Annotated in this window: 24 protein-coding genes, 3 tRNA genes and 2 rRNA genes (1 of these 29 only partly in view); 17 read left to right on the plus strand and 12 right to left on the minus strand. The window is 34.1% G+C overall.

Going from position 1 to position 24,115, the window contains the following annotated elements; translation table 11 throughout:
* Positions 1-61: 61 nt before the first annotated feature.
* Positions 62-622 carry a YqgE/AlgH family protein gene (locus CA2559_RS09510; RefSeq protein WP_013187669.1) on the plus strand — a complete coding sequence of 187 codons (561 nt, stop codon included), beginning with the start codon at positions 62-64 and terminating at the stop codon, positions 620-622.
* Here the strand turns inward: CA2559_RS09510 and CA2559_RS09515 are convergent.
* Together CA2559_RS09515 and CA2559_RS09520 are read right to left on the minus strand one after the other, a co-directional pair.
* Complete coding sequence (locus CA2559_RS09515) at positions 619-1,458, minus strand: aminotransferase class IV (RefSeq protein ID WP_013187670.1); 840 nt, start codon at positions 1,456-1,458, stop codon at positions 619-621. The genes CA2559_RS09510 and CA2559_RS09515 overlap by 4 nt on opposite strands.
* A 52-nt stretch (positions 1,459-1,510) precedes the next feature.
* On the minus strand, positions 1,511-1,906 hold the full coding sequence (locus tag CA2559_RS09520) for an START-like domain-containing protein (protein WP_013187671.1): 396 nt from the start codon (positions 1,904-1,906) through the stop codon (positions 1,511-1,513).
* A 152-nt stretch (positions 1,907-2,058) separates the two neighbouring features.
* On the opposite strand from CA2559_RS09520, the gene CA2559_RS09525 reads away from it, so the two are divergent.
* Positions 2,059-2,132, plus strand: a tRNA-Met gene (locus CA2559_RS09525).
* A gap of 25 nt (positions 2,133-2,157) precedes the next feature.
* Here the strand turns inward: CA2559_RS09525 and CA2559_RS09530 are convergent.
* The 5 genes from CA2559_RS09530 to CA2559_RS09550 are packed head-to-tail and all read right to left on the minus strand — an operon-like array spanning position 2,158 to position 5,832.
* Positions 2,158-3,765 (minus strand): phytoene desaturase family protein, encoded by a 1,608-nt coding sequence (locus CA2559_RS09530; RefSeq protein WP_013187672.1) that lies wholly within the window; start codon positions 3,763-3,765, stop codon positions 2,158-2,160.
* A 58-nt stretch (positions 3,766-3,823) separates the two neighbouring features.
* The gene (locus CA2559_RS09535; protein WP_013187673.1) at positions 3,824-4,555 is read right to left on the minus strand and encodes a M15 family metallopeptidase; all 732 of its coding nucleotides are present in this window, start codon (positions 4,553-4,555) and stop codon (positions 3,824-3,826) included.
* Positions 4,552-4,992 (minus strand): GNAT family N-acetyltransferase, encoded by a 441-nt coding sequence (locus CA2559_RS09540; RefSeq protein WP_013187674.1) that lies wholly within the window; start codon positions 4,990-4,992, stop codon positions 4,552-4,554. The genes CA2559_RS09535 and CA2559_RS09540 overlap by 4 nt, the downstream gene beginning before the upstream one ends.
* Entirely contained in the window at positions 4,992-5,276 is a 285-nt protein-coding gene (locus CA2559_RS09545) for a GNAT family N-acetyltransferase (RefSeq protein ID WP_041241181.1), read from the minus strand. The genes CA2559_RS09540 and CA2559_RS09545 overlap by 1 nt, the downstream gene beginning before the upstream one ends.
* Positions 5,277-5,283: 7 nt before the next feature.
* Positions 5,284-5,832 (minus strand): ClpP family protease, encoded by a 549-nt coding sequence (locus tag CA2559_RS09550; RefSeq protein ID WP_013187676.1) that lies wholly within the window; start codon positions 5,830-5,832, stop codon positions 5,284-5,286.
* Between the two features lie 66 nt (positions 5,833-5,898).
* On the opposite strand from CA2559_RS09550, the gene CA2559_RS09555 reads away from it, so the two are divergent.
* On the plus strand, positions 5,899-6,324 hold the full coding sequence (locus CA2559_RS09555) for a GNAT family N-acetyltransferase (RefSeq protein WP_013187677.1): 426 nt from the start codon (positions 5,899-5,901) through the stop codon (positions 6,322-6,324).
* On the opposite strand, the gene CA2559_RS09560 is transcribed toward CA2559_RS09555, so the two are convergent.
* Both CA2559_RS09560 and pepE read right to left on the minus strand, forming a co-directional pair.
* Complete coding sequence (locus CA2559_RS09560; RefSeq protein WP_013187678.1) at positions 6,325-7,239, minus strand: glutaminase; 915 nt, start codon at positions 7,237-7,239, stop codon at positions 6,325-6,327.
* A complete protein-coding gene (gene pepE, locus CA2559_RS09565; protein WP_013187679.1) occupies positions 7,240-7,947 on the minus strand; it encodes a dipeptidase PepE in 708 nt (235 codons plus the stop codon). It abuts the gene before it with no gap.
* Between the two features lie 105 nt (positions 7,948-8,052).
* Here pepE and CA2559_RS09570 point away from each other — a divergent pair, with 105 nt between their 5' ends.
* Together CA2559_RS09570 and CA2559_RS09575 are read left to right on the plus strand one after the other, a co-directional pair.
* Complete coding sequence (locus CA2559_RS09570) at positions 8,053-8,841, plus strand: hypothetical protein (RefSeq protein ID WP_013187680.1); 789 nt, start codon at positions 8,053-8,055, stop codon at positions 8,839-8,841.
* Complete coding sequence (locus tag CA2559_RS09575) at positions 8,834-9,592, plus strand: peptidase associated/transthyretin-like domain-containing protein (RefSeq protein WP_013187681.1); 759 nt, start codon at positions 8,834-8,836, stop codon at positions 9,590-9,592. Before CA2559_RS09570 ends, CA2559_RS09575 begins: the two co-directional genes overlap by 8 nt.
* Before the next feature lie 2 nt (positions 9,593-9,594).
* On the opposite strand, the gene CA2559_RS09580 is transcribed toward CA2559_RS09575, so the two are convergent.
* Positions 9,595-11,052 carry a S41 family peptidase gene (locus CA2559_RS09580; protein ID WP_013187682.1) on the minus strand — a complete coding sequence of 486 codons (1,458 nt, stop codon included), beginning with the start codon at positions 11,050-11,052 and terminating at the stop codon, positions 9,595-9,597.
* 128 nt (positions 11,053-11,180) lie between these two features.
* On the opposite strand from CA2559_RS09580, the gene CA2559_RS09585 reads away from it, so the two are divergent.
* The 7 genes from CA2559_RS09585 (at position 11,181) to mscL (ending at position 18,552) form a co-directional block, all read left to right on the plus strand.
* Positions 11,181-11,696 (plus strand): RNA polymerase sigma factor, encoded by a 516-nt coding sequence (locus CA2559_RS09585; protein ID WP_013187683.1) that lies wholly within the window; start codon positions 11,181-11,183, stop codon positions 11,694-11,696.
* Positions 11,677-12,132: a hypothetical protein gene (locus CA2559_RS09590; RefSeq protein ID WP_013187684.1), complete on the plus strand. Its 456-nt coding sequence runs from the start codon at positions 11,677-11,679 to the stop codon at positions 12,130-12,132. The genes CA2559_RS09585 and CA2559_RS09590 overlap by 20 nt, the downstream gene beginning before the upstream one ends.
* 4 nt (positions 12,133-12,136) lie before the next feature.
* A complete protein-coding gene (locus CA2559_RS09595) occupies positions 12,137-12,673 on the plus strand; it encodes a DUF4252 domain-containing protein (protein WP_013187685.1) in 537 nt (178 codons plus the stop codon).
* A complete protein-coding gene (locus tag CA2559_RS09600) occupies positions 12,674-13,213 on the plus strand; it encodes a DUF4252 domain-containing protein (protein ID WP_013187686.1) in 540 nt (179 codons plus the stop codon).
* 176 nt (positions 13,214-13,389) lie between these two features.
* Positions 13,390-15,246: a DNA topoisomerase IV subunit B gene (locus CA2559_RS09605; RefSeq protein ID WP_013187687.1), complete on the plus strand. Its 1,857-nt coding sequence runs from the start codon at positions 13,390-13,392 to the stop codon at positions 15,244-15,246.
* Positions 15,247-15,329: 83 nt separating this feature from the next.
* Positions 15,330-18,023 (plus strand): DNA gyrase/topoisomerase IV subunit A, encoded by a 2,694-nt coding sequence (locus tag CA2559_RS09610; protein ID WP_013187688.1) that lies wholly within the window; start codon positions 15,330-15,332, stop codon positions 18,021-18,023.
* 79 nt (positions 18,024-18,102) lie between these two features.
* Positions 18,103-18,552 (plus strand): large conductance mechanosensitive channel protein MscL, encoded by a 450-nt coding sequence (gene mscL, locus CA2559_RS09615; protein ID WP_013187689.1) that lies wholly within the window; start codon positions 18,103-18,105, stop codon positions 18,550-18,552.
* Here the strand turns inward: mscL and CA2559_RS09620 are convergent.
* Together CA2559_RS09620 and CA2559_RS09625 are read right to left on the minus strand one after the other, a co-directional pair.
* Positions 18,549-19,634, minus strand: coding sequence for a DNA topoisomerase IB (locus CA2559_RS09620; protein ID WP_013187690.1), 1,086 nt, complete (start codon positions 19,632-19,634; stop codon positions 18,549-18,551). The two genes, mscL and CA2559_RS09620, sit on opposite strands and share 4 nt — an antisense overlap.
* Positions 19,634-20,722 carry a M42 family metallopeptidase gene (locus CA2559_RS09625; RefSeq protein ID WP_013187691.1) on the minus strand — a complete coding sequence of 363 codons (1,089 nt, stop codon included), beginning with the start codon at positions 20,720-20,722 and terminating at the stop codon, positions 19,634-19,636. The genes CA2559_RS09620 and CA2559_RS09625 overlap by 1 nt, the downstream gene beginning before the upstream one ends.
* A 142-nt stretch (positions 20,723-20,864) precedes the next feature.
* On the opposite strand from CA2559_RS09625, the gene CA2559_RS09630 reads away from it, so the two are divergent.
* From CA2559_RS09630 to CA2559_RS09650, 5 genes are all read left to right on the plus strand, one after another.
* The gene (locus CA2559_RS09630) at positions 20,865-21,497 is read left to right on the plus strand and encodes a DUF4294 domain-containing protein (RefSeq protein ID WP_013187692.1); all 633 of its coding nucleotides are present in this window, start codon (positions 20,865-20,867) and stop codon (positions 21,495-21,497) included.
* 451 nt (positions 21,498-21,948) lie between these two features.
* A 16S ribosomal RNA gene (locus CA2559_RS09635) occupies positions 21,949-23,474 on the plus strand.
* A gap of 74 nt (positions 23,475-23,548) precedes the next feature.
* A tRNA-Ile gene (locus tag CA2559_RS09640) sits at positions 23,549-23,622 on the plus strand.
* 121 nt (positions 23,623-23,743) lie between these two features.
* A tRNA-Ala gene (locus CA2559_RS09645) sits at positions 23,744-23,817 on the plus strand.
* Between the two features lie 111 nt (positions 23,818-23,928).
* Positions 23,929-24,115, plus strand: a 23S ribosomal RNA gene (locus CA2559_RS09650) (it continues 2,638 nt past the right edge of the window).
* The 16S and 23S rRNA genes sit together here with 2 tRNA genes alongside, the layout of an rRNA operon.

Raw genomic sequence — 24,115 nt, forward strand, 5'->3', positions numbered from 1 at the left:
TTTGTTATATTGGTATTTTATATCTAGATTAGCTTAACTAGTTTCTTACAACCACACCTTAATGTTTACACCAAAACCGAAAAAAGGAGATTTACTTATTGCAGAGCCATCTATTTTAGCAGATGTCTCTTTTAATAGGTCTGTAATTCTTTTAGCAGAACACTCTATTGAAGGCTCTGTTGGTTTTATTCTTAATAAACATTCAGATTACGAGTTAAGTGATTTAATCCCTGAGATAGAAAATACATTTCCAGTTTATAAAGGAGGTCCTGTAGAGGAGAACAATCTATACTTTATTCATAAAGTACCAGATCTTATACCAAATAGTATTGAAATATCTAATGGAATTTATTGGGCTGGAGATTTTAATGAAGTCACTAAGCTTATTATGAGCAAAAAAGTATCTGAAGAGGATATTCGCTTTTTTTTAGGTTACTCTGGTTGGGATGCAACCCAATTAGATGATGAGCTCTCTGGAAACTCTTGGATTGTACTAGAAAATGAAGATAAGAATAATATTATTGGCAAATCTTCAGAAAGTTTCTGGAAAGAAAAAATGGTCGAACTAGGTGGTGATTACCTAATTTGGAGTAACGCGCCAGAAAATCCAAGTTATAATTAACTTAGCCTTGCGTGAGCATTAAGTTTTCCTAGTAGAGACTTTGCAGTTGTATTTTCAAACTCCTTCTTTCTGTATTTTGTAATTGATTGTACTCCTACAATAACATTTGTAATAAATAGCTCATCTGCTTTTTGAAGCTCAAACGGAGATATAGATGCTTCTTCTAAAGTATAATCTTCAAGTTTTCCAATAATATTTATGAGTTGTTTTCGAGTAACGCCATTAAGACAACCATCTGAAATTGGTGGCGTTTTTATAACATTGCCCTTCACTAAAAAAAGATTACCATTTAAAGCTTCTACAACACTTTTGTTTTCATTTATAAGAAGACAGTTGGCATAATCATTTTCTTCAGCATAAATACTTCCTAGAATATTTATTAGTTTATTGTTAGATTTTATTGAAGATAGTAAGCCGCTAGTTAAGTAATGGTCTTTAAAAAGTTCAATTTCATAGGCTTGGTCTTTACCCATATAAAAGGGCTCCTTAAGTTCTGTAGCCATAATTATAAATTCTATGCCACGGTCTTTCGGAGAATACAGACCACCTTCTTTTCTATGCACCTGTAATTTTACTCTTGCATTAGTTAAAGATTTAGATTGTACAGTTTCTTTAATCTGTGTCTCTAAGTATTCTGGAGAAAAGGCCATAGGAATATCCATTCTTAATATCCTCATTGAAGACATTAATCTAAAATAGTGATCTTCCCAAAATATTACCTTACCGTTTAAAACACGAATGGTTTCAAAAAGGCTGTCTCCATAAGAATAGCCTCTATTAGTAATAGAAAGTTTTGCCTCTTCCTGAGGTATTAGATTGCCGTTAAAATTTACCATAAAAAAACCCGATTTATAAAATCGGGTCAAAGATACGGTTATGATATTTTTTTTAAGTAGAACCTAGCACTTGTTTTAGGTTAGATACCATATTTTCCCAAAGCATTTTTCCTTCTTCTACTTCATCTTCATCATCTGCAAAGTCTGTTATCATTAAAGAAACGTCTTTGGTAATTTCATCTACTTGTATACGAAGCTCAAAGAAATATGATTCTTCATTATCTACATCATCCATCCATCTAAACTTTACGCGTTCATCTGTTTTTTTACTTAACAGTTTAGCTTGTTCTTCACTACCTTCCCAAATAAAAGTAAAAAGTTCGCCTCTAGAGTTAACATTGTCGGCATACCATTCACTAAGACCTGAAGGTGTTGATAGGTAATTGTAAAGCAAGGAAGGAGACGACTGTATAACGAACTCCATTTCATATTTTATTCTGTCTTCCATTAGTTGTGTAGTTTGTTGGTTGGCCAATATAATTATTAATTGTTAACGGCAAAACAAATTTGGCTAAAAAAAAAATTTAAAGGTGCTTGCCACGCTCAGAAATGTTATTATATTTGCACCCGCTAAGTGACTAACTTAGCAATTGAAATTTTGGCGTGGTAGCTCAGCTGGTTAGAGCGCAGCATTCATAATGCTGAGGTCGGCGGATCGTGCCCGCCCCACGCTACATATAAAGACTAATCTTTTTAAGGTTAGTCTTTTTTGTTTTTAAATCTTCCCATTTCCCTAAAATTCTTCCAACTATTCATTTTTAAAATTGTTGTAGCACAAAGTACACCTGCCATCATTGCACCGCCTACACCTACAACTGTTACATCTTGACCAGTTAAATATAGACCCTTAATTTTTGTTTTAGGCCTAATGTCGCTTTCTAAAAATCGTTTAGGAGAATGGTCTAAACCATATATTTCTCCGTGTTTGTAGTTAGAAAAGTGTTTTGTAGATAATGGTGTTGAAACCTCTGTAACTAAGACATTACCCTTTATTTGTGGATATAGCAAATATAGCTTTTCAAGCATTTTAGTTTCAAATTCTTGCTTTAGTGAGTCATATTTTACACTTCTTTTTTTCCAAGGCTCCTCCTCAAACTCTTTAAACCATTTGTAATTGGCAAATGAAATAGCTTGTATACTACTAGTGTTAGGGTTATAGTCTTCCCATAAAGGATCTTTAGAAGATGGAAAGGAGACATATGCAAATTTATCTGAAACCTCATCTAAAGGTGTGTCATTAAGAATAGCATCTATATTATCATTATCATACCACCAAATATTATGCTTCGGCAAGTTTAGTTCTTCACTAGTTTTAGTTAATCCGACATATAAACACATATGCGCTATAGATGGTTTAATGGCTTTAAAGTTAATTGCGCTTAATTTATTGTCTTGGCCTTTTAATAAATGGTTTACTGTATTAGAAATGCCAACACCGCTAATTATACTTTTGCTAGGCAGAAATGTGTTATTTACAATTACACCAGTTACTTTATTATTACTGATTACAATTTTAGATACCTCAGCGTTTATATAAACTTTACTTCCTAACTCGTTTAATGTATCTATCGTTTTAAGGCTAATTTGCTCAGAACCTCCTTTAGGGTAGTAGCCGCCATTAAGAAAATGACCAACAATTAATGCGTGCGCAGCAAAACTACTTTGTTTTGGGGGTAAACCATAATCTCCACATTGTGCACATAAAACAGCTATTAAACGCTTATTTGATGTAAGCTTACTTATGGTTTCAAAAGTTGTTGGTTTTGCATACCTTTTAAATCGACTCTTTATAATTTTACCTAAAGTCTTTTGAAGAATAGGTTCAAAAACCTTTTCAAAGAAATATGCTGAACTTCTTTTATTTGCATTTTCAACAAGCTTAATATATTGTTTGATAGCTTGAGCTTCTTGAGGAAAATATGAAATCATTTGATTTATAAACTGATCTTTTCCAGCTTTAAACTTATATACCATACCATCTATATGAGCTACATCATATACATCACCCATATATTCCCAATCTAATTTTCCTTGAGTTAGGTAATCAAAAAATGGTTTGAGAGAATCATTAGGTCCAACATTACCTACATAATGTACACCGACATCCCATTTAAAGCCATGTTTTCTCTTAAAGCTATGAGTAAAACCGCCAGGAACGTAATGGCGTTCTAAAACAATAACTTTCTTCCCAGATTTAGCCAGCCATACGGCAGTAGTAAGACTGCCAATACCAGATCCTATAATTATATGATCTATATTAGAAAAATCTTCTGTAGTAGAGAATGGTTTATAGTTTTTCTGACGCATCTTTTAAATATAATAGGAATGAAAGTTTGAGTGCGTCTTTAAATTTGATTTCAGGTTCTTAAAGAAGTTCTGGGTTTATATCAAGAATATTTTTAGTAATATAATCGTCTATAAACTTACTTGTAATAATTGAAGAACCAGAGAGTTTTTCTTCTTTTAAAAATGATTTTAGGTCTATATTTCTATACTCCGAAAGCATAGGTTTAGAAATCTCAGCAAAAGAGTAGTGCCAAGGTTCGTATTTAAAGCCTTCTCTAGCTGGATTATCTGTATACACTAATTTAAACCCAAAGTTTGCGGCGTTATTATCCATCCACTCTTTAAGTTTACAAAAAGGACCTGTACCGTGAAATTTAGATGGTACTAATACATCTCCTTTATAGGTACTGTTTGCATCAATAATATCTAAATCTGTTCCCCAATGATGCCGAGATGTACCAGGAATAGTAGAGTACTCTATGATTTTTGAAATTACTTGATTTGGGTTTAACCCTTGTTTTGTGAATCTAGCGTATTTACTTTCCCAAATTCTTTTTTGATGATCAAAATTTCGATAGCTTGAGACTACTTGTATATTTATATTCTCCTTTAAAGCTTCACTTTTCATAGCTTTAAATGCTTTATGAGCTTTTTCTTGAAGCCTATAGCCATCTCCAAACAACTGCGGATTACCTTTTCCTGTTAAAATATCTTTAGAATATACTGTGGTAGCTTGAGACCATAAGGATATAGGGAGCATAGTTAAAGCACCTATTGCAGATGAACATTTTATAAAGTGTCTTCTATTCATAGTTGTTTATACATCACTAAATGTTTACCTATATCTGGAATCATAAATTCTTCGCCAAATTTTGAATATCCATTGCGCTCATAAAAACTCCAAGCGTTTTCTCTTGCATTAAACCATAAAAGTGAAGCTTTTAGTAAAGCCAACTTTTCTTCACCAAATTGTAGTAATTGTTTGCCAATTTGTTTGCCTTGGTAGTGTTTTAAAACAGCCATTCCTCTTAATTGATATTGGTACTGTTGAGAAAAATGGCTGCTTTTTGATTTTAAATATGTAGCAACACCTATAAGCTCATCTTTATGAAAAGCTCCTAAATGAAATGTTTGAGAATCTTCATCGTTCTGAAACACGCAGCTTTCAATTGGTTTTCCTTGTCTTAAAACCTGATGTCTTACAGGAATAGTTTCAGCAGCTGTAATTTGTTTAACAACATAAGCCATTATGCGCGCACATCTTCATATGCAGGTGTTTCATCAAATTTCACTTCAACAAAAGGGCATAACGGATTTATTTTAAAGTTTTTCTGTCTTGCGTAATTTACTGCTTCTTCAACCAGTTTAGAACCTAAACCTCTGCCTTCAAATTCAGGTTTTGTTTCAGTATGGTCTATCGTCATAATATCATTATGAAGCTTATAGTTTAATTCTGAAGCAATTCCCTTATCCTTTTTTATATAGAACATACCATGTGTACTGTTCTCTTTATGCAAAATTGAATTTCCCATAATTACATTATTTATAAATGGCATCTACAATACCATAGTCAATTGATTCTTGAGCATCCATCCAATAGTCTCTGTTAAAGTCTTTCATAACTTTATCAAAATCTTGATCACAATTATCTGCTAATATTTTGGCACTAAGCTCTTTTGTTTTTATAATCTCTTGAGCTTGTATTTCTATATTACTAGCTTGTCCTCTTGCGCCACCACTAGGTTGGTGTATCATAACTCTTGCATGAGGTTGTATAAAACGTCTGCCTTTTTTACCTGCAGATAATAATATACTACCCATTGATGCACATAATCCAGATGCAATTGTAGATACTGGGCTTTTTAATGACATAATGGTATCGTACATAGAAAATCCTGCAGTTACATAACCACCAGGACTATTAATAAAGAATTGTATTTCCTCATTACTTTGGCTATCTAGATACATAAGACGATCTACAACATGTTTTGCAGATTTATCATCTACCTGTCCCCAAAGAAACACTTTACGTTCCTCTAAAAAGTTACTATCTATTAAGTCTTGTATTTTTGATGTTTTCTTAGTCATAAGAATGTTGAGTTGTTATAATTTTATGCGATTAAAAATACTATTTATTAAGGAGAAAACCACAGTATGATACCAGACATTAGACCACTCACTTTTAATGACTTCAATCTTTTTTCGCCATTAGTACATGAATTAATGGGACACACAGTAGACAATTCACTTTTGAAACAACGATATTCTGAAATGTTTCAGCAAAATTATGAGTGTTTTGGTATATACGATGATGAGAATTTAATTGGTGTTTTTGGATTGTGGTTTATGACCAGGCATTATGCAGGTAAATCTTGTGAGCAAGATCACGTTTATATTCTGCCAGAAAACCGTAATGGTGGTTTAGGTAAAAAAGTATTTGAATGGATTTTTAATTATGCCATCTCTAAAGGGTGCGAGACTTTTGAGCTTAATAGTTATGTAAACAATTATCCTAGCCATAAATTTTATATGAATTTAGGCTATGATATAAAAGGCTATCACTTTGTGAAACATTTGTAATTAAAAAATACTTAAACCTGTAAGTGTAGTAAGCTCTTCTAATGCATCCATACCAAGTTCTGAATTTCCTTTCTCATTTAACATTGGGCTCCAGACCGCAACAGAATATTGTTGTGGATGAACAGCCACAATACCGCCACCAACTCCAGATTTTCCTGGCAAACCAACTTTAAAACTAAATTCACCTGCCTCATCGTAAAAGCCACAAGTTTGCATTAATGCATTCATACGTTTTACTTTTTGCTTTCCTAAAATTCTCTTGCCAGTACTAAGTTGTTTTCCGGCATTTGCAAATACCATAAAGGCTTTAGCTAGTTCTTTACATGACATTGCTAAGGAACATTGGTGATAATAGAAATCTAAGACTTCATCTACATCGTTATTAATATTTTCAAAAGACTTCATATAATTCATTAATGCTACATTTCGGTAGCCACTTGCAGCTTCACTTTTAGCAATACGTTCATCATAATCGATAGTATCATCTTCACAAAGTTGACGTACAAAATCGAGAAGCTCTTTTTTAGGATTTTCAAGATGTGTTACCAATACATCTGCAACTACTAATGCGCCTGCATTTATAAAAGGATTTCTAGGGATACCATTTTCATACTCTAATTGTGTAAGTGAGTTAAATGGATCTCCACTAGGTTCAACATCTACACGATCCCATAATTTATCACCAACAAAACGAATGGCTAAAGCAAGCGTAAAAACTTTGGAGATACTCTGTATAGAAAATTTTTCATTACTGTCTCCAAAGCTATAATGCCCAGAATTTATACAATACAAATGCATTCCTAATTTATCTGCAGGAACCTTAGCAAGCTCTGGAATATAAGCAGCTACTTTTCCTTTACAGTTACGCTTATCTAACTTCTGTTCTATTGTGTTTAATATACTTTGATAATCCATTTATATAAGTTCTTTAAAGTTGAAGCCTTTTTCAACTTCATATGGCGGTTTTTGTTTAATGAAAACTCTAGCAGTTAGGTCTCCTTCTAAAATAATATCATCTCCTTTAACTTTAAGCCAAGAGCCTTCTCTTAGACCTAAAACTGTCGTTGAATTATATATATGAAATTCTTTAATGCGTGTTTCTCGTGTTTCTCCTTTATGGGTAGAAGACGTATCTGGATCTAAATAATGTGCATTTATATTGAATGGAATTATACCTGTAGTCTTAAAACTAGAAGGATATACTACAGGCATATCATTTGTTGTTTGCATTGTCGGGCCACAAATGTTACTTCCTGCACTCGTTCCCAAATACGGTGTACCTTTTATTATAGCTTCTTTCAATGTTTCCATAAGATTTAGTTGGTGAAGCATATGTACTAATTGAAACGTATTTCCGCCACCTGTAAAAATTGCTTTTGCATTTGTTAACGCTTGTTGTGGATTTTTGAAAGTGTGAAGACCAATAACCTTTACTCCCAAATCTTTTAATCCGTTTTCTGCAATTTTAGTGTATTCATCATGGGTAAGTCCGCTTGGTCTAGCATACGGTATAAATACAACCTCATTGCTAGCTTTATATAGTTCTTTTAATGCCGGTTTCAAGTATTCTAGGTAGCTACTGCCGTGTATTGTAGATGTACTTGCAACTATTGCATTTATCATAAATTTTATATTTTCTGTAATACCTTAACTTTTTAAGGGTCTTTTTAATAGAGAGCCTCAAATTTCTGTAAATTTAGATAACGCATCAGGTATAACCTAAATATTATGAAAGCCTTAATACTTTTACTTTTTTTAGCAATAGGCTTATGCTCTTTAAATGCTCAAGATAGAGTAGAGGTTACTGGACAATTAAGTGTATCATCTTCTATGAGTGCAGAAGGAATTACCGTTTTTAATGTTAGCTCTAGTAAAGGAACAGTAACAGATAGCTACGGAAAATTTAAGATTGATGTTGCTGAAAATGATTTGCTAGAATTTTCTTCTGTACAATTCTCGGTCTTTACAATTATTATTGACAAAGGTGTAATTAATACTGAAACCATAAGTATTAAGGTAGTTCCTTCTGTAAATACTTTAGAAGAAGTGTTTATAAGGCCTTATGATTTGTCTGGAAACTTTGAGGTTGATATTAATTATATTGAGACTAATGCAGGTGCTGTTTTTGATATTAATTCTCTAGATGCAGTATATGGTTATAACTATGAATTTACAGATACACCAGAAAGCTCTGTAGATAATGTTGCTCTTAAAAGTTTAAGTCTGCAAAATGGTGCTAACATAGCTAATATTATAAGAAAGGTATTTAAAAAGAAAAAGACAGATAAAAATCTTCCGCCACAAGGGTTTTATGATATGGATGTAGAGCTGCGTAAGCAGTTTAATGATTCTTTTTTCACAACACAACTTAATATACCTTTTAAAGAAATAAATAACTTTATCTTTTATGCAGAGGATAATGGTTTAACTATAAAGCTTATAAAGTCTCCTAAAAAACTAGAGCTCATTCAGTTTCTATTAGACACAAGTAAAGCATACCCAAAATCTTATGATTAAACATCTACTTATTTTTATTCTACTATTTGTAAATTTTACTTGTATAGCTCAAAACTCATTTGAATTATCTGGACGTGTTATTGCACAAACAAGAGATACACTTGAGGTAAGTGTCTTAAATCTCTCTAGAGAAACAGGTGTAGTTACTAATGAAAAAGGTGACTTTAAGATTGATGTTTCGATAGGAGAGAACCTTTATTTTTCATCCATACAGTTTGAACCATTAGAGGTAGAAGTAACCTCTACAATACTTGAAGACCCAAACTATATGGTCTTTCTATTTCCAAAAATAAACGAGTTACAAGAGGTACTTTTAAGTAGTGTAGATTTAATAGGAATTGAAGAAACAGATATTAAAAACATTCCGTTACAACCCTATTTAAGTGCAGCTAACTTGGGATTGCCTCAAGCTACAAAACCTTTGCCAACCATTGAGGAAAGGCGAATTTATACAGCATCTTCGGGACCTTTAGATTTATTGATAAATACTTTAAATGGAGAGCTTAAAAAATTGAGAAAACTTAACGAATGGGCAAAACTAGACCGTTTGGTTGTACAAGGAGAACAAGCTATGGCAGTGCATTATTTTGAGGAATATTGTGGTGTGCCAGAAGCTTACATTTCAGATTTCATTTACTTTTGTGCTCAAGATGATCGGTATAAGCCACTTTTAAAACAACAAGATAAACTAAAGTTATTCGAGTTTTTTGAAGAAAAAGGTCCTGCTTATAAAGAATTTAGACAATGGTAACTTTAGTTGAATAGAGGTATTCCAGAAAGATCTTCCTTATACATCTTTTGGTATAGAGGACTATTCATATTGCTTTCACCAATTTCTTCAAGAGATGTTGTTCTTAAGTGTGTACTGTTTTCTGTTTCTTGTGATGGTGCAAAACCAGCAATATCTTGTAAAGCCAAAGATAAAAGAGGCTCATTAGGATCTCCTAAAATACCAAGGTTAGCATAATCTTCTTCAATAAACGTATCTGGTTCTAAACCATCTATGAAATCTGTAAATCCAACTGAATTTACTTCTTTTAATACTAATGGTTGTATAGCATATCTGTGACCTGGATTGGCATTAGTTTTTCTAAAATCTTCAGCATCGTATAGAGTTACAGAAGCTTGAAATTTTCCAGTGGTATTAGTTCCTATTTGTACAACATCTATATATGGATTAAGACCATTTATTACAAACTCACTTGCAGATGCCGTTCTTGGCGATGTTAGTATATAAACTCTATTTAAGTTTAAACTATTTGTAGCGGCGTTTGTACGTATTCTATCATCAAATCTATTTACCAAACGTTCTGGATTCTGAGCTTCAAAAGCTGCTTGTATTTCGGCATTCCACTGTTCGGTTGTAATTATTTCACCTGTAAATTGCCCAGTTATCATACTTGATAAATCTATGGCACTTTCTACAGAGCCACCACCATTATATCTCAAATCTAATACAAGGTCTGTAACATTGCCTGCCTGAAATTGACCAAAAGCTTCATTAAGTTGAGCATCAAAATCTCCAATAAATCCGTTATACATTAAATAACCAATATTTTGACCATTAATAGTAAGTGTTGTGGCAAGGTGTACAGGGTTTTCAGTGAGTTCCACTTTAGTAAGGTTTACTGTTTCATTTGTTTCAGTAACAGTTTCTCCATCAAAATTAGCCATACCTAGGTTATAAGTTTCCGCAGCAAGAAGAGAATTAAAATTTGTATCTGTTAGCTGTGTGCCATTTATACTTGTAAAAACATCTCCTCTTTCTAATATTGTAGTCGAAGCAGGCGAGTTTGGTACAATATAGCGTACATAGCCAAAAACCAAACTAGGATCACTAGGATACCTTACCAAACCAAATTTCATCCCTGTATTTTTAGTAATACCACTAAAAGATTCTTCTAAAGCCACATAATCATTAACCAGAAAGCTAAACCTATCTTGGTTAGATAAAAGGCCATTATAAAATAAATCTTCCGGACTATCATAGTTATCTAAAAACTCATTTAACTCAGTAGCAGATTCAAATGCGCCATTAGTTAATTCGGGAACGTCTGCTTTATATAGGTAGTATGCGTTCATACCTCTATATATGAAGTTATTAATTTCTAAGTTTGAAGCATTACCAATACTATCGTCTTGATCTTCAAAACAACTAAATAATAGAGTTGAGGTTAATACTGTAAGTAATATAACTTTTATAGCTTTCATAAGGCTTATCTTGTGTCTAAGTAACTTCAAAAATATCTATTTCGTATAAATTTAAGAGGCAGATGTAACAAAACTTATACATACACGTCGTAATAGTAAGTCGCATAGCTGCCTAATAACCAACACTAATGAACCAAAAAAGGTTTTTACAACAAATAGAACCCATAAAAGACAAGATGTTTCGCTTGGCTAGAAGGTTATTAGTATCTAAAGAAGCAGCAGAAGATGCAACTCAAGATGTTTTAGTTAAACTTTGGAAACGCAAAGAGACCTTAAAAACATATGATAATCTTGAAGCTTTTGCTATGACGGTGACTAAAAATCATTGTTTAGATGAGTTAAGGTTAAAACGAAACAACAACCTTAGGATAGTTCATAATAATTATGAAGACCACCAAACAGGGTTGCAAAAGCAATTAGAAACTAAGAATGAACTGGAGTTGGTGGAGCATTTAATAAATGAGTTACCACAGCAACAGCAGGTAATTATACAGCTAAGAGAAATAGAGCAAATGGAGTATGATGCTATTGCCAAAATATTAAATATGAATGAGACTGCAGTACGCGTAAACCTTTCTAGAGCAAGAAAGAAATTAAGATCGCAAATGCAAAATTTACAAGACTATGGAATTGCAGAACATTGAAATACTAACCCAAAAATATCTTGAAGGAGAGACGTCTCTTAAAGAAGAAGACCAATTAAGGCATTATTACTTAAGTGATAACGTAGCGCCTCATTTAGAGTCTTACAAGCCATTGTTTAATTACTTTGCTAAAGCAAAAAAAGAACAGTTTACAGTTGCCACCAATACCCCACAAACCTCTAAACCTTTATTTAAACCGTGGATGGCTATTGCTGCAAGTGTTGTTTTAATTGCAACTGCAATTTGGTACAATAATGGTATACAACAAAACAGTAATGACTTGGGTACCTATGAAGACCCAGAAATAGCACTACAGAAAACAAAGGCAATCCTCAACCTTGTTTCTGCTTATATGAATGAGGGAAATGATGAATTGGTGTACCTTAAAGAAATAGAAACCACCAAAAATAAATTAATAACAGACAATAATAAATAAGATAATGAAAACAGTAAAACCCCTAATTTTAGTATTAGCAATTTTGTTTGCTAGTGTTACAGCTACAGCTCAGGATTTTAGTAAGTATGAGACTATGAAAGACGTTACCAGTATGGTAATGACAAGTAAGATGTTTAAGTTACTTAATAAAATAGATGTAAACAGCTCTGACCCAGAAATGCAGAACTACGTAGACCTTATTGAAAACCTTAATGAAATACGAGTTTTTGTAACAGATAGGAGTGATGTAAGAACTACTATGAATGCAGATGCAAAATCATACATTTCTTCTGGTGGCTTAGAGCAACTTATGAGAATTAATGAAGATGGTAAAGCAGTAAATTTTTACATAAAACCAGGTAAAAATGATGATTTTGTAAATGAGCTATTTATGCATTTAGATGGTACAGAAGATGGTAAACCGTCCACTGTTATACTTCAAATTACAGGAAATATAAACTTAAAACAGGTTTCTAAACTAGCATCAGATTTAAAAGTACCAGGATCTGAAGAGTTAAAGAATATTAAAAAACAAAAGTAAATGAAGACGCTAACTAAATTAATTTTAAGCCTAACAGTTGTTTTATTCTTTAGCTGTAACGGAAAACAAAGTTTACAAGAATATTATGTAGACAATCAAGACAATGAAAACTTTTTATCGTTGGATCTGCCTTCTAGCTTGTTAATGGTTAATGACAATATGACCAAAGAGCAACAAGAAACACTTTCAACTGTTAAGAAAGTAAATGTATTAGCTTTTCCAAAAAAAGAAGAAAATACTGTAGCGTTTGAAGAAGAGAAAGCCAAGATAAATAGTATTCTTAAAGATGATAAATTTCATGTGCTAATGAAGTTTAATCAAAATGGGATGAATGCGAAAGTTCTATACCTTGGAGAAGAAGATGCTATAGATGAGATAATTATTTATGGTGAGGATTATGAAAAAGGTTTTGGTGTTGCTAGAGTGTTAGGAAACCAAATGAATCCTCAAAAATTAATAGAGATGCTCAAAACGGTAGATAATGATATGATAAACGTTGAAGGATTTGAAGACATTGCCAAGTCTTTCAACAACAACTAAAGCTTATATCTACATTTCAAACATAACAACCAGCTACAAAAATTTTGTAGCTGGTTTTTTGATTATCAGCAATTAACAAAACTTAACCCTTATTTGTTAATTACTTTCACTTTTGTATATTTTATTTTGATGCGGATACCTTTATATTAGCACACATTCCCAATTTAAGAAAGCCTATGGAGCAAGAAACTAAGTACACTGAAGATAATATACGTTCATTAGACTGGAAAGAGCACATACGTATGCGTCCCGGAATGTATATCGGGAAACTTGGTGATGGCTCCAGTGCAGATGATGGTATCTATATCTTACTAAAAGAAGTATTAGACAACTCTATTGATGAGTTTGTTATGAATGCAGGTAAAACCATCGAAATTTCTATACAAGGCGAACGTGTAATTGTTAGAGATTATGGTCGTGGTATTCCTTTAGGAAAAGTAAAGGATGTAGTTTCTAAAATGAATACAGGTGGAAAGTACGACTCCAAAGCCTTTAAGAAATCTGTAGGTTTAAATGGTGTTGGTACCAAAGCTGTAAACGCATTGTCATCTTATTTTAGGGTAGAGTCTTCCAGAGATGGTAAAAGTGCTTCCGCAGAGTTTGCACAAGGTAACCTTACAGACGAAGAGTTTTTAGATGAAACCTCAAGACGTCGTGGTACAAAAGTTACCTTTATTCCAGATGAAGCTATTTTTAAGAACTACAAATACAGAAGTGAGTATGTAGCTAAAATGCTTAAAAATTATGTTTATCTAAATCCTGGTCTTACCATTGTTTTTAATGGAGAGCGTTTTTATTCAGAAAACGGATTAAAAGATTTACTAAGTGATACCATACGAGAAGATGATAGGTTGTATCCAATTATTCATCTAAAAGGAGATGATATTGAAGTTGCAATTACACACAGTAAAACCCAATATTCTGAAGAGTACCATTCATTTGTAAACGGGCAACATACTACACAAGGTGGTACACACCAATCTGCTTTTAGAGAAGCTATTGTAAAAACAGTGCGAGAGTTTTATGGAAAAAACTATGAAAGTAGTGATATACGTAAATCTGTTGTGTCTGCCATTGCTATAAAAGTAATGGATCCTGTTTTTGAAAGTCAGACTAAAACAAAACTTGGCTCTACAGATATGGGTGGCGATTTTCCTACTGTTAGAACTTATATTAATGACTTTCTTAAAACTAAATTAGATAATTACCTACACCGTCACCAAGACGTAGCAGATCAACTTCAGAAAAAAATACTGCAAGCAGAACGAGAACGTAAGGATTTATCTGGGATTAGAAAATTAGCCAGAGATCGCGCTAAAAAAGCAAGTTTGCACAATAAGAAATTACGCGATTGTAGAATTCATTTAGGAGATCATAAAAAAGATCGTTATTTAGAAACGACACTATTTATTACTGAGGGTGACTCAGCAAGTGGAAGTATTACAAAATCTAGAGATGTAAATACTCAAGCTGTATTTAGTTTAAAAGGTAAACCACTTAATAGCTATGGCTTAAGTAAGAAAATTGTTTATGAAAATGAAGAATTTAACCTCCTACAGGCAGCTTTAAATATAGAAGATTCAATTGAAGATTTAAGATATAATAACATAGTAATAGCAACAGATGCCGATGTCGATGGTATGCACATACGTTTGTTATTAATCACGTTCTTTCTTCAGTTTTTTCCTGAAGTTATAAAAGAAGGACACCTATATATATTACAAACACCATTATTTAGAGTAAGAAATAAAAAGGAGACAGTTTATTGTTATTCAGAATTTGAAAAACGAGAAGCTATAGAAAAGCTCTCAGGAAAAGCTGAGATTACTCGATTTAAAGGATTAGGTGAAATTTCTCCAGATGAGTTTCAATATTTTATTGGAGAAGATATTCGTTTAGATCCTGTAATGTTAGACCAAGATATGAGTATAGCAGAATTATTGGAGTTTTATATGGGTAAAAACACATCTGATAGACAAGAGTTTATTATTGATAATCTTAAAGTAGAATTAGATGTTATTGAAGAAGCTTAGATAATACAACCTTTAAGTTATAATAAAAGAGAAACACAAGTATTTATAAAGAGTGACCACAGTCTAAAGACTATAATGTAGCAATGAGCGAAGAACACAACGAAGATTTAAATCCAGAAGAACACCCTCAAGATCATCTTAATGATAATTTAGAACAGCCAGAACTTGAGCCAACACAAGATGATGTGTTGACCAAAGTAACCGGTATGTATAAAGACTGGTTTTTAGATTACGCATCGTATGTAATTCTGGAACGTGCTGTACCAGCAATCGAAGATGGTTTTAAACCTGTTCAGCGCCGTATCATGCACTCTATGAAAGATTTAGATGATGGCCGTTATAATAAAGTTGCAAATATAGTAGGACATACTATGCAGTATCACCCGCACGGTGATGCAAGTATAGGAGATGCTATGGTACAAGTAGGACAAAAAGACCTACTTATAGATATGCAAGGTAACTGGGGAAACATTCTTACAGGAGACCGTGCAGCTGCTTCAAGATATATAGAGGCAAGACTTTCAAAATTTGCTTTAGAAGTTTTATTTAACCCAAAGATTACAGATTGGCAATTAAGTTATGATGGTCGCCGAAAAGAACCTATAAATCTTCCGGTAAGATTTCCGTTATTATTAGCACAAGGTGCCGAAGGAATCGCAGTAGGTTTAAGTACAAGAATATTACCACATAACTTTATTGAACTTATAGATGCTTCAATAAAACACTTACAAGGAAAACGTTTTAAAATATATCCAGATTTTCAAACTGGAGGAGAAGCAGATATTTCTAATTATAATGATGGTCTGCGTGGAGGAAAAGTAAGAGTACGCGCTAAAATATCTCAGCAGGATAAAAATACGTTACTCATTTCTGAGATTCCTTATGGAACAACCACAACAACATTAATAGATTCAATCTTAAAAGCCAATGATAAAGGCAAGATTAAGATTAAGAAGATAGAAGATAATACAGCAGCAAATGTCGAAATATTGGTGCACTTACCACCAAATATTTCTCCAGATAAAACCATAGATGCACTTTATGCATTTACACGTTGCGAAGAATCTATCTCTCCGTTAAGTTGTATCATTATTAATAACAGGCCAGAATTTATAGGCGTTTCAGAAATATTAAGACGCAGTACAGACCACACGGTCTCCTTATTAAAGTCTGATCTTGAGATAAAATTAGATGAGTTAGAAAGCCAATGGCATTATGCCTCTTTAGAGAGAATCTTTATTGAAAATAGAATTTATAGAGATATAGAGGAAGAGGAAACTTGGGAAGGTGTAATACAAGCAATTGATAAAGGCTTAAAACCACACACCGCACACCTTAAACGTGCAGTTACCGAAGAAGATATTGTAAGACTAACTGAAATTAGAATTAAAAGGATATCTAAATTTGATATAGATAAAGCACAACAAAAAATAGATGCTTTAGAAGATCAGATTGAAGAGGTAAAGCATCACTTAGATCATTTGGTAGAGTTTGCTATAAATTATTTTGCTAATCTTAAAAAAGACTACGGTAAAGATAAAGATAGAAAAACAGAGCTAAAAGCTTTTGAAGATATTGAAGCCACTAAGGTGGTAATAAGAAACACCAAGCTTTATGTTAATAGGGCAGAAGGTTTTATAGGTACGTCTCTAAAACGTGATGAATATGTTACAGATTGTAGTGATATAGATGACATTATCTGTTTTACAGAAGATGGAACTATGATGGTAACTAAAGTAGACTCAAAAACGTTTATTGGTAAAAATATTATTCACGTAGCGGTCTTCAAGAAAAAAGACAAGCGTACTATATATAATATGATTTATAGAGACGCTAAAAGTAGGAATACTTATATGAAGCGTTTTGCTGTAACTAGTATGACTAGAGATAGAGAATACAATATGGGTTCTGATAAAAAGAACACAAAAGTTTTCTATTTCTCTGCCAATCCTAATGGTGAAGCAGAAGTGGTAACAGTTTATTTGAGACAAGTTGGACAAGTAAAGAAATTGAAATTTGAGGTAGACTTCTCAGACATGGCTATAAAAGGCAGAGGTGTTAAAGGAAATATTGTTACCAAGCATCCTGTAAAACGAATTGAGTTAAAAGAAGAAGGTGTTTCGACATTAAAACCAAGACGTATTTGGTTTGATGATACAGTGCAGCGCTTAAATGTAGATGATCGAGGAGATTTACTAGGAGAATTTAAAGCAGAAGACAGACTCCTTATTATTACACAAGGCGGAATTGTAAAAACAATCAAGCCAGAATTAACCACACGTTTTGATGGCGATATGATTGTTTTGGAAAAATGGCAACCTAAAAAACCAATATCAATAGTTTATTGGGATGGCGAAAGAGAGAAGTTTTATGTAAAACGCTTTTTAATAGAAAATGAAGATAAGGAAGAACTTGTGGTTACAGAACACCCTAAAACATATTTAGAAATTGTATCTACAGACTATCTTCCAGTAATTGAGTTAGAGTACACAAAAAAACCAGGAAAAGACAGAAAACCTAATGAGTCTGTAAAGCTTGAGGAATTTATTTCTTTAAAAGGAATCACAGCACTTGGTAACCAATTAACATCCGAAAAAGTTAATACAATTACGCTTTTAGAACCTGAACCTTATGAAATTCCTGAACCTATAAAGGCTGAAGAACATGAAGTTATTGATGACGAAGAAATACATACAACTGGTGCAAATGATGCTCCAAACAATTTAGATTCAAAAAACAAATACGATCAGCCTAGTTTATTTGATGATGAAGACTAGTATTTACTAACATTTAGTTTAAACCCTGCAACCTTTTAATTTGTGGGGTTTGTGATTTAACAACCTTAATAAATTTTAAATGAGTTTTTTTTCAGAATTTAAAGAGTTTGCAGTAAAAGGTAATATGGTAGATATGGCTATAGGTATAATTATAGGTGCTGCGTTTAAAGACGTAGTAGATGTTATTGTAAAAAAAGTAATGCTTCCACCTCTATCATTACTTACAGACGGTATTCATTTTGCCGATAAAAATATTGTACTTAAAGAGGCTAGAGTAGGAGAAGATGGTAAAGAGTTAAAAGCAATAACGGTAGGTTACGGAGAGTTAATAGAAGTTTTTATTGATTTTATTATTATTGCATTTGTAGTTTTCTTAGTTGTAAAGGTGATGAATAGTCTTAAAAAGAAAGCAGAAGATGATACTAACAAAACAGTTTCTACTCCTAAGAATATTCAATTAATGACAGAAACCAACAAACTACTTAGAGAGCAAGTAGAATTACTAAAACGTGATAAAGAAAAAAATTAGTTCTTTTCCAGACTAATTTCGTAATCACTAATCATTTCCAACAATAGCTCTTCGGTTTGAGATAGGTACTTATTTGAAGATTTTTTCTTCTTCTTAAGTTTAGAAAAATAAGGTTTAATACTACCATCTTTATAAGAATCATTAAGCATAGGGTGCACATAATATTCTCTACAAACACTTCGAGTATTACCAAGTGCTTCAGCAGTCTTATCATATGCCTTTAATCTCAATGATTTATTTTCGCTTTCATCTTCTGCATAAGGTTCATCTCTTAATGTTTCAAAGAAAATTTTACTGGCAGACCAAGTTCTAAAATCCTTTGCAGTAAATAGCTCACCGCTTAATTCTTTAATGTAGGTATTAATATCTCCGCTATCGAGACGTTGTTTAGTGCCGTCCTCATCAAAATACTGAAACAATTCCCAACCAGGAATTTCCTCACATTGGTTTACAAGCTCTATCAATGAATCATCGGTTATTTTAATTTGATGTTCTTTATTCTTCTTTCCTATAAAGTGAAACTGAATACTGTCTTTAATATGTTCTACATGTTTAGTCCTTAAAGTAGAAAGACCATAGGTGTTATTATTCTTGGCATAATAATAATTGCCTATTCTAATATGTGTTTCTTCAAGCAATGTAATTACAATTGCAAGAACCTTAGATTTGGTCATTTCTTCTTGCTGCAGATTTTTTTCAACTTGTTTTCTTAATAACGGGAGTGAATTTCCAAATGAAGACATTTTGAGAAACTTAGTTTGGTTTCTGAAAGCTGTCCACAAATCGTGATATTTATAAACTTTTCTGTGTTTTTCATCCCTACCAACAACTTGAAGATGGCCATTTGCCAAATCGGTTATTCTAACGTCTGTCCACGCAGGAGGAATTACTAAACTTTTAATTCTATTAATAAGATCCTTTTTGGTAATAGGTTTGTCATTTTGAAAATATCTGAAACCTTTACCATGCTTACGACGATCAATAGTTAATTGATTGTCGTAAACATAAGTAAGGTTGTAAAATTGGGCAGCTTTTTCAGGATCTTTTAAAATTGCCTCAAGTTGTTTATCTGTTAAGGTCATTAATCAAAATAGCTAAACGTTTCTCCATCTTTCATAGTAAGTAACGTTTCATAAATTAGTTTTATCACATTTTCTACATCATCTTGATGAACCATTTCCACAGTTGTATGCATATATCTTAATGGTAATGATATTAATGCAGATGCAACACCACCATTACTATATGCAAAAGCATCTGTATCTGTACCTGTAGCTCTAGATAATGCAGCTCTTTGAAATGGAATTTTCTTATCTTCTGCAGTATTAATTATAAGGTCTCTTAATTTTTGTTGTACAGCTGGAGCATATGCAATTACTGGTCCATCCCCAATTTTTGCATCACCTTGTACTTTTTTCTCAATCATTGGAGTATAAGTATCATGAGTTACATCTGTAACAATGGCTGCATTTGGTTTAATACGATCTGATATCATTTGTGCACCACGCAAACCAATTTCTTCTTGTACAGAATTTGTAATATATAAACCAAATGGTAAAGTTTTTTTATTCTCTTTTAAGAGTCTAGCAACTTCAGCAATCATAAACCCACCCATTCTGTTATCTAATGCTCTGCAAACAAATTTGTTTTTGTTCAAGATCATAAAATCGTCAGGATAGGTAATAACACAGCCTATGTGTATATCTAACTCTAAAACCTCTTCCTTGGTAGTGCAACCAACATCAATACATATATTATCTGGTTTAGGTGCTTTTTCATTACTCTTATCTCGTGTGTGTATTGCCGGCCATCCAAAGACACCTTTAACTATTCCACTTTTAGTATGAATATTAACACGTTTAGAGGTTGCGATTTGATGATCACTACCACCATTTCTTGTTACATATATAAGACCATCATCAGTAATGTAATTTACGTACCAAGAAATTTCGTCTGCGTGTCCTTCAATTACAACTTTATATTTTGCTTTAGGATTAATAACACCTACTGCTGTCCCATAGGTGTCCGTAATAAACTCATCTACATAAGGTGTTAAATAGTCCATCCATAATTTTTGACCTGTCCATTCATAGCCGGTAGGTGAAGCATTATTTAAATATTCTTCTAAAAACTTTAAAGACTTTTTGTTCAATATACTTTTATCTGTCATTGTTCGTTTGATTTTAAACGAATTTAAATATAAATTAAGAGAACTCATACTTACATTATCTAAATTTGGTATGATATTAGATTTAATTATTATCTAAATAATAACAGTGAAATATTACATATATATAATAGGACTACTTTATATGTCATTTTCATATTCTCAAGTAGAAAGTAAACCACAAGATTCTACAGAAAGAGAATATGACTACATGATTATTGAAGGTGATACTATCCCAAGAGAATTTATAGATCTTGAAGAAGTAATTATACTTAATAAAATTAAGTTCACTTCAGACCTAGAAAGAAGGCGATACTTAATATTAAGAAGAAAGACAAGAAAGGTTTGGCCATATGCAAAACTTGCATCCGAAAGGCTTTCTGAATTAAATGCAAGATTGGCATCTATTAAATCTAAATCAGAAAGAAGAAAGTATACAAAAATAGTTCAAAAGTATATCGAGGAGCAGTTTGCTGCAGAGTTAAAAAAACTTACTAGGACAGAAGGTCAAATTTTAGTTAAGTTAATTCATAGACAAACTGGGGTAACAACATTTCAATTAATCAAAAATTTGAGAAGTGGGTGGAGAGCTTTTTGGTATGATACTACTGCAGGTTTATTTGATATCGAATTAAAAAGTGAATATAATCCAGTAAATAATAGAGAAGATTTTTTAATTGAAGACATTCTACAGAGATCATTTCAGCGTAATATATTAGATAACCAACCAAGTGTTTTAAATATAGACTATTTTGAAGCCTCTTCAAAGTGGCTTTAACGTTTAAAATACAATGAGTTAAAGATTACTTAAAAAAAAGTCAAAGAAATATTAGTTTCTTAATATAAAAGGAACGTATATTTGCACTCTATCCGCTAACAAAAATTAGTGGATTTTTTTACCGAAAAAGTTTTTTGAAAAGTTGTTTGTAGTTTTAGAAAAGAGTGTATATTTGCACCCGCTAACAACGAAAGGCGTTAGTGAAAACGGCAGAAAAATATTTTTTTAAAAATTGTTTTGTAGTTTAAAAAAAGGTTTTATATTTGCACCCGCTTTGAGAAACAAGTTAAAGCAAACAAAATTGAATAGATAAGTTCATTTGAGATATTGGGAAAATTGACAGCGTGAACCGGCCTTATGGTCGGGGAACGAAATTAGACTGAGCAGGGCATCTTTTAACGAAGTGTCCTAATAAATTCAAAGACATTGTTGTTTAAATTATATTGAAACTACGATGGAGAGTTTGATCCTGGCTCAGGATGAACGCTAGCGGCAGGCCTAACACATGCAAGTCGAACGGCAGCGGGAAGGAGCTTGCTCCTTTGCCGGCGAGTGGCGCACGGGTGCGTAACGCGTATACAACCTACCTTATACAGGGGTATAGCCCAGGGAAACTTGGATTAACACCCCATAGTAATATGTTTTGGCATCATTACATATTTAAAACTACGGTGGTATAAGATGGGTATGCGTCCCATTAGCTTGTTGGTGTGGTAACGGCACACCAAGGCAACGATGGGTAGGGGCCCTGAGAGGGGGATCCCCCACACTGGTACTGAGACACGGACCAGACTCCTACGGGAGGCAGCAGTGAGGAATATTGGACAATGGGCGGGAGCCTGATCCAGCCATGCCGCGTGCAGGAAGACTGCCCTATGGGTTGTAAACTGCTTTTATACGGGAAGAAACCCACCTACGTGTAGGTGGCTGACGGTACCGTAAGAATAAGGACCGGCTAACTCCGTGCCAGCAGCCGCGGTAATACGGAGGGTCCGAGCGTTATCCGGAATCATTGGGTTTAAAGGGTCCGCAGGCGGCCAGATAAGTCAGTGGTGAAATTCCGTGGCTCAACCACGGAACTGCCATTGATACTGTTTGGCTTGAATCAGTTCGAGGATGCCGGAATGTGTGGTGTAGCGGTGAAATGCATAGATATCACACAGAACACCAATTGCGAAGGCAGGTGTCCAGAACTGTATTGACGCTGATGGACGAAAGCGTGGGTAGCGAACAGGATTAGATACCCTGGTAGTCCACGCCGTAAACGATGGTCACTAGCTGTCCGGACTTAGGTCTGGGTGGCCAAGCGAAAGTGATAAGTGACCCACCTGGGGAGTACGTTCGCAAGAATGAAACTCAAAGGAATTGACGGGGGCCCGCACAAGCGGTGGAGCATGTGGTTTAATTCGATGATACGCGAGGAACCTTACCAGGGCTTAAATGCATTATGACAGGGGTGGAGACACCCTTTTCTTCGGACATTTTGCAAGGTGCTGCATGGTTGTCGTCAGCTCGTGCCGTGAGGTGTCAGGTTAAGTCCTATAACGAGCGCAACCCCTGTTGTTAGTTGCCAGCGAGTAATGTCGGGAACTCTAGCAAGACTGCCGGTGCAAACCGCGAGGAAGGTGGGGATGACGTCAAATCATCACGGCCCTTACGCCCTGGGCCACACACGTGCTACAATGGCAGGTACAGCAAGCAGCCACTGGGCGACCAGGAGCGAATCTGTAAAGCCTGTCACAGTTCGGATCGGAGTCTGCAACTCGACTCCGTGAAGCTGGAATCGCTAGTAATCGCATATCAGCCATGATGCGGTGAATACGTTCCCGGGCCTTGTACACACCGCCCGTCAAGCCATGGAAGCTGGGAGTGCCTGAAGTCCGTCGCCGTAAGGAGCGGCCTAGGGTAAGACCGGTAACTGGGGCTAAGTCGTAACAAGGTAGCCGTACCGGAAGGTGCGGCTGGAACACCTCCTTTCTGGAGCAACCTTGTCTTGAAAGTTCACCAAGTCGAGATGTGCTCTGCACGGTCTACTGTCAAATCCCATATATAGTCTCATAGCTCAGCTGGTTAGAGCGCTACACTGATAATGTAGAGGTCGGCAGTTCGAGTCTGCCTGAGACTACTGAGATACTAATTAAATTAATTAGTATGAAGTTCATATAAAATTATTGAAGGAAATTCTAGGAGCAGAGAATTCTACTCATTTATAATTCTGAATTCTACAATTCTGGATTTCAAAAAATGGGGGATTAGCTCAGCTGGCTAGAGCGCCTGCCTTGCACGCAGGAGGTCATCGGTTCGACTCCGATATTCTCCACAATTACGTTTTTAGCGTAAAAAAGTTCATTGACATATTGGGAAACACGAAATATTGACGAAGGATAGTTTATCTATCCTGAGTAGAAAAGACAAAAGAGCATAACGCGAGGCGACAAGCCAAGCAAGGGCGTATGGGGAATGCCTAGGCTCTCAGAGACGATGAAGGACGCGACAAGCTGCGAAAAGCTACGGGGAGAGGCACATACTTTTTGATCCGTAGATATCCGAATGGGGCAACCCAGCATACTGAAGGTATGTTATCCGTAAGGAAGTTAACCCGCTGAACTGAAACATCT

This window comes from Croceibacter atlanticus HTCC2559, assembly GCF_000196315.1.
In the GTDB taxonomy this organism is placed as follows: domain Bacteria; phylum Bacteroidota; class Bacteroidia; order Flavobacteriales; family Flavobacteriaceae; genus Croceibacter; species Croceibacter atlanticus.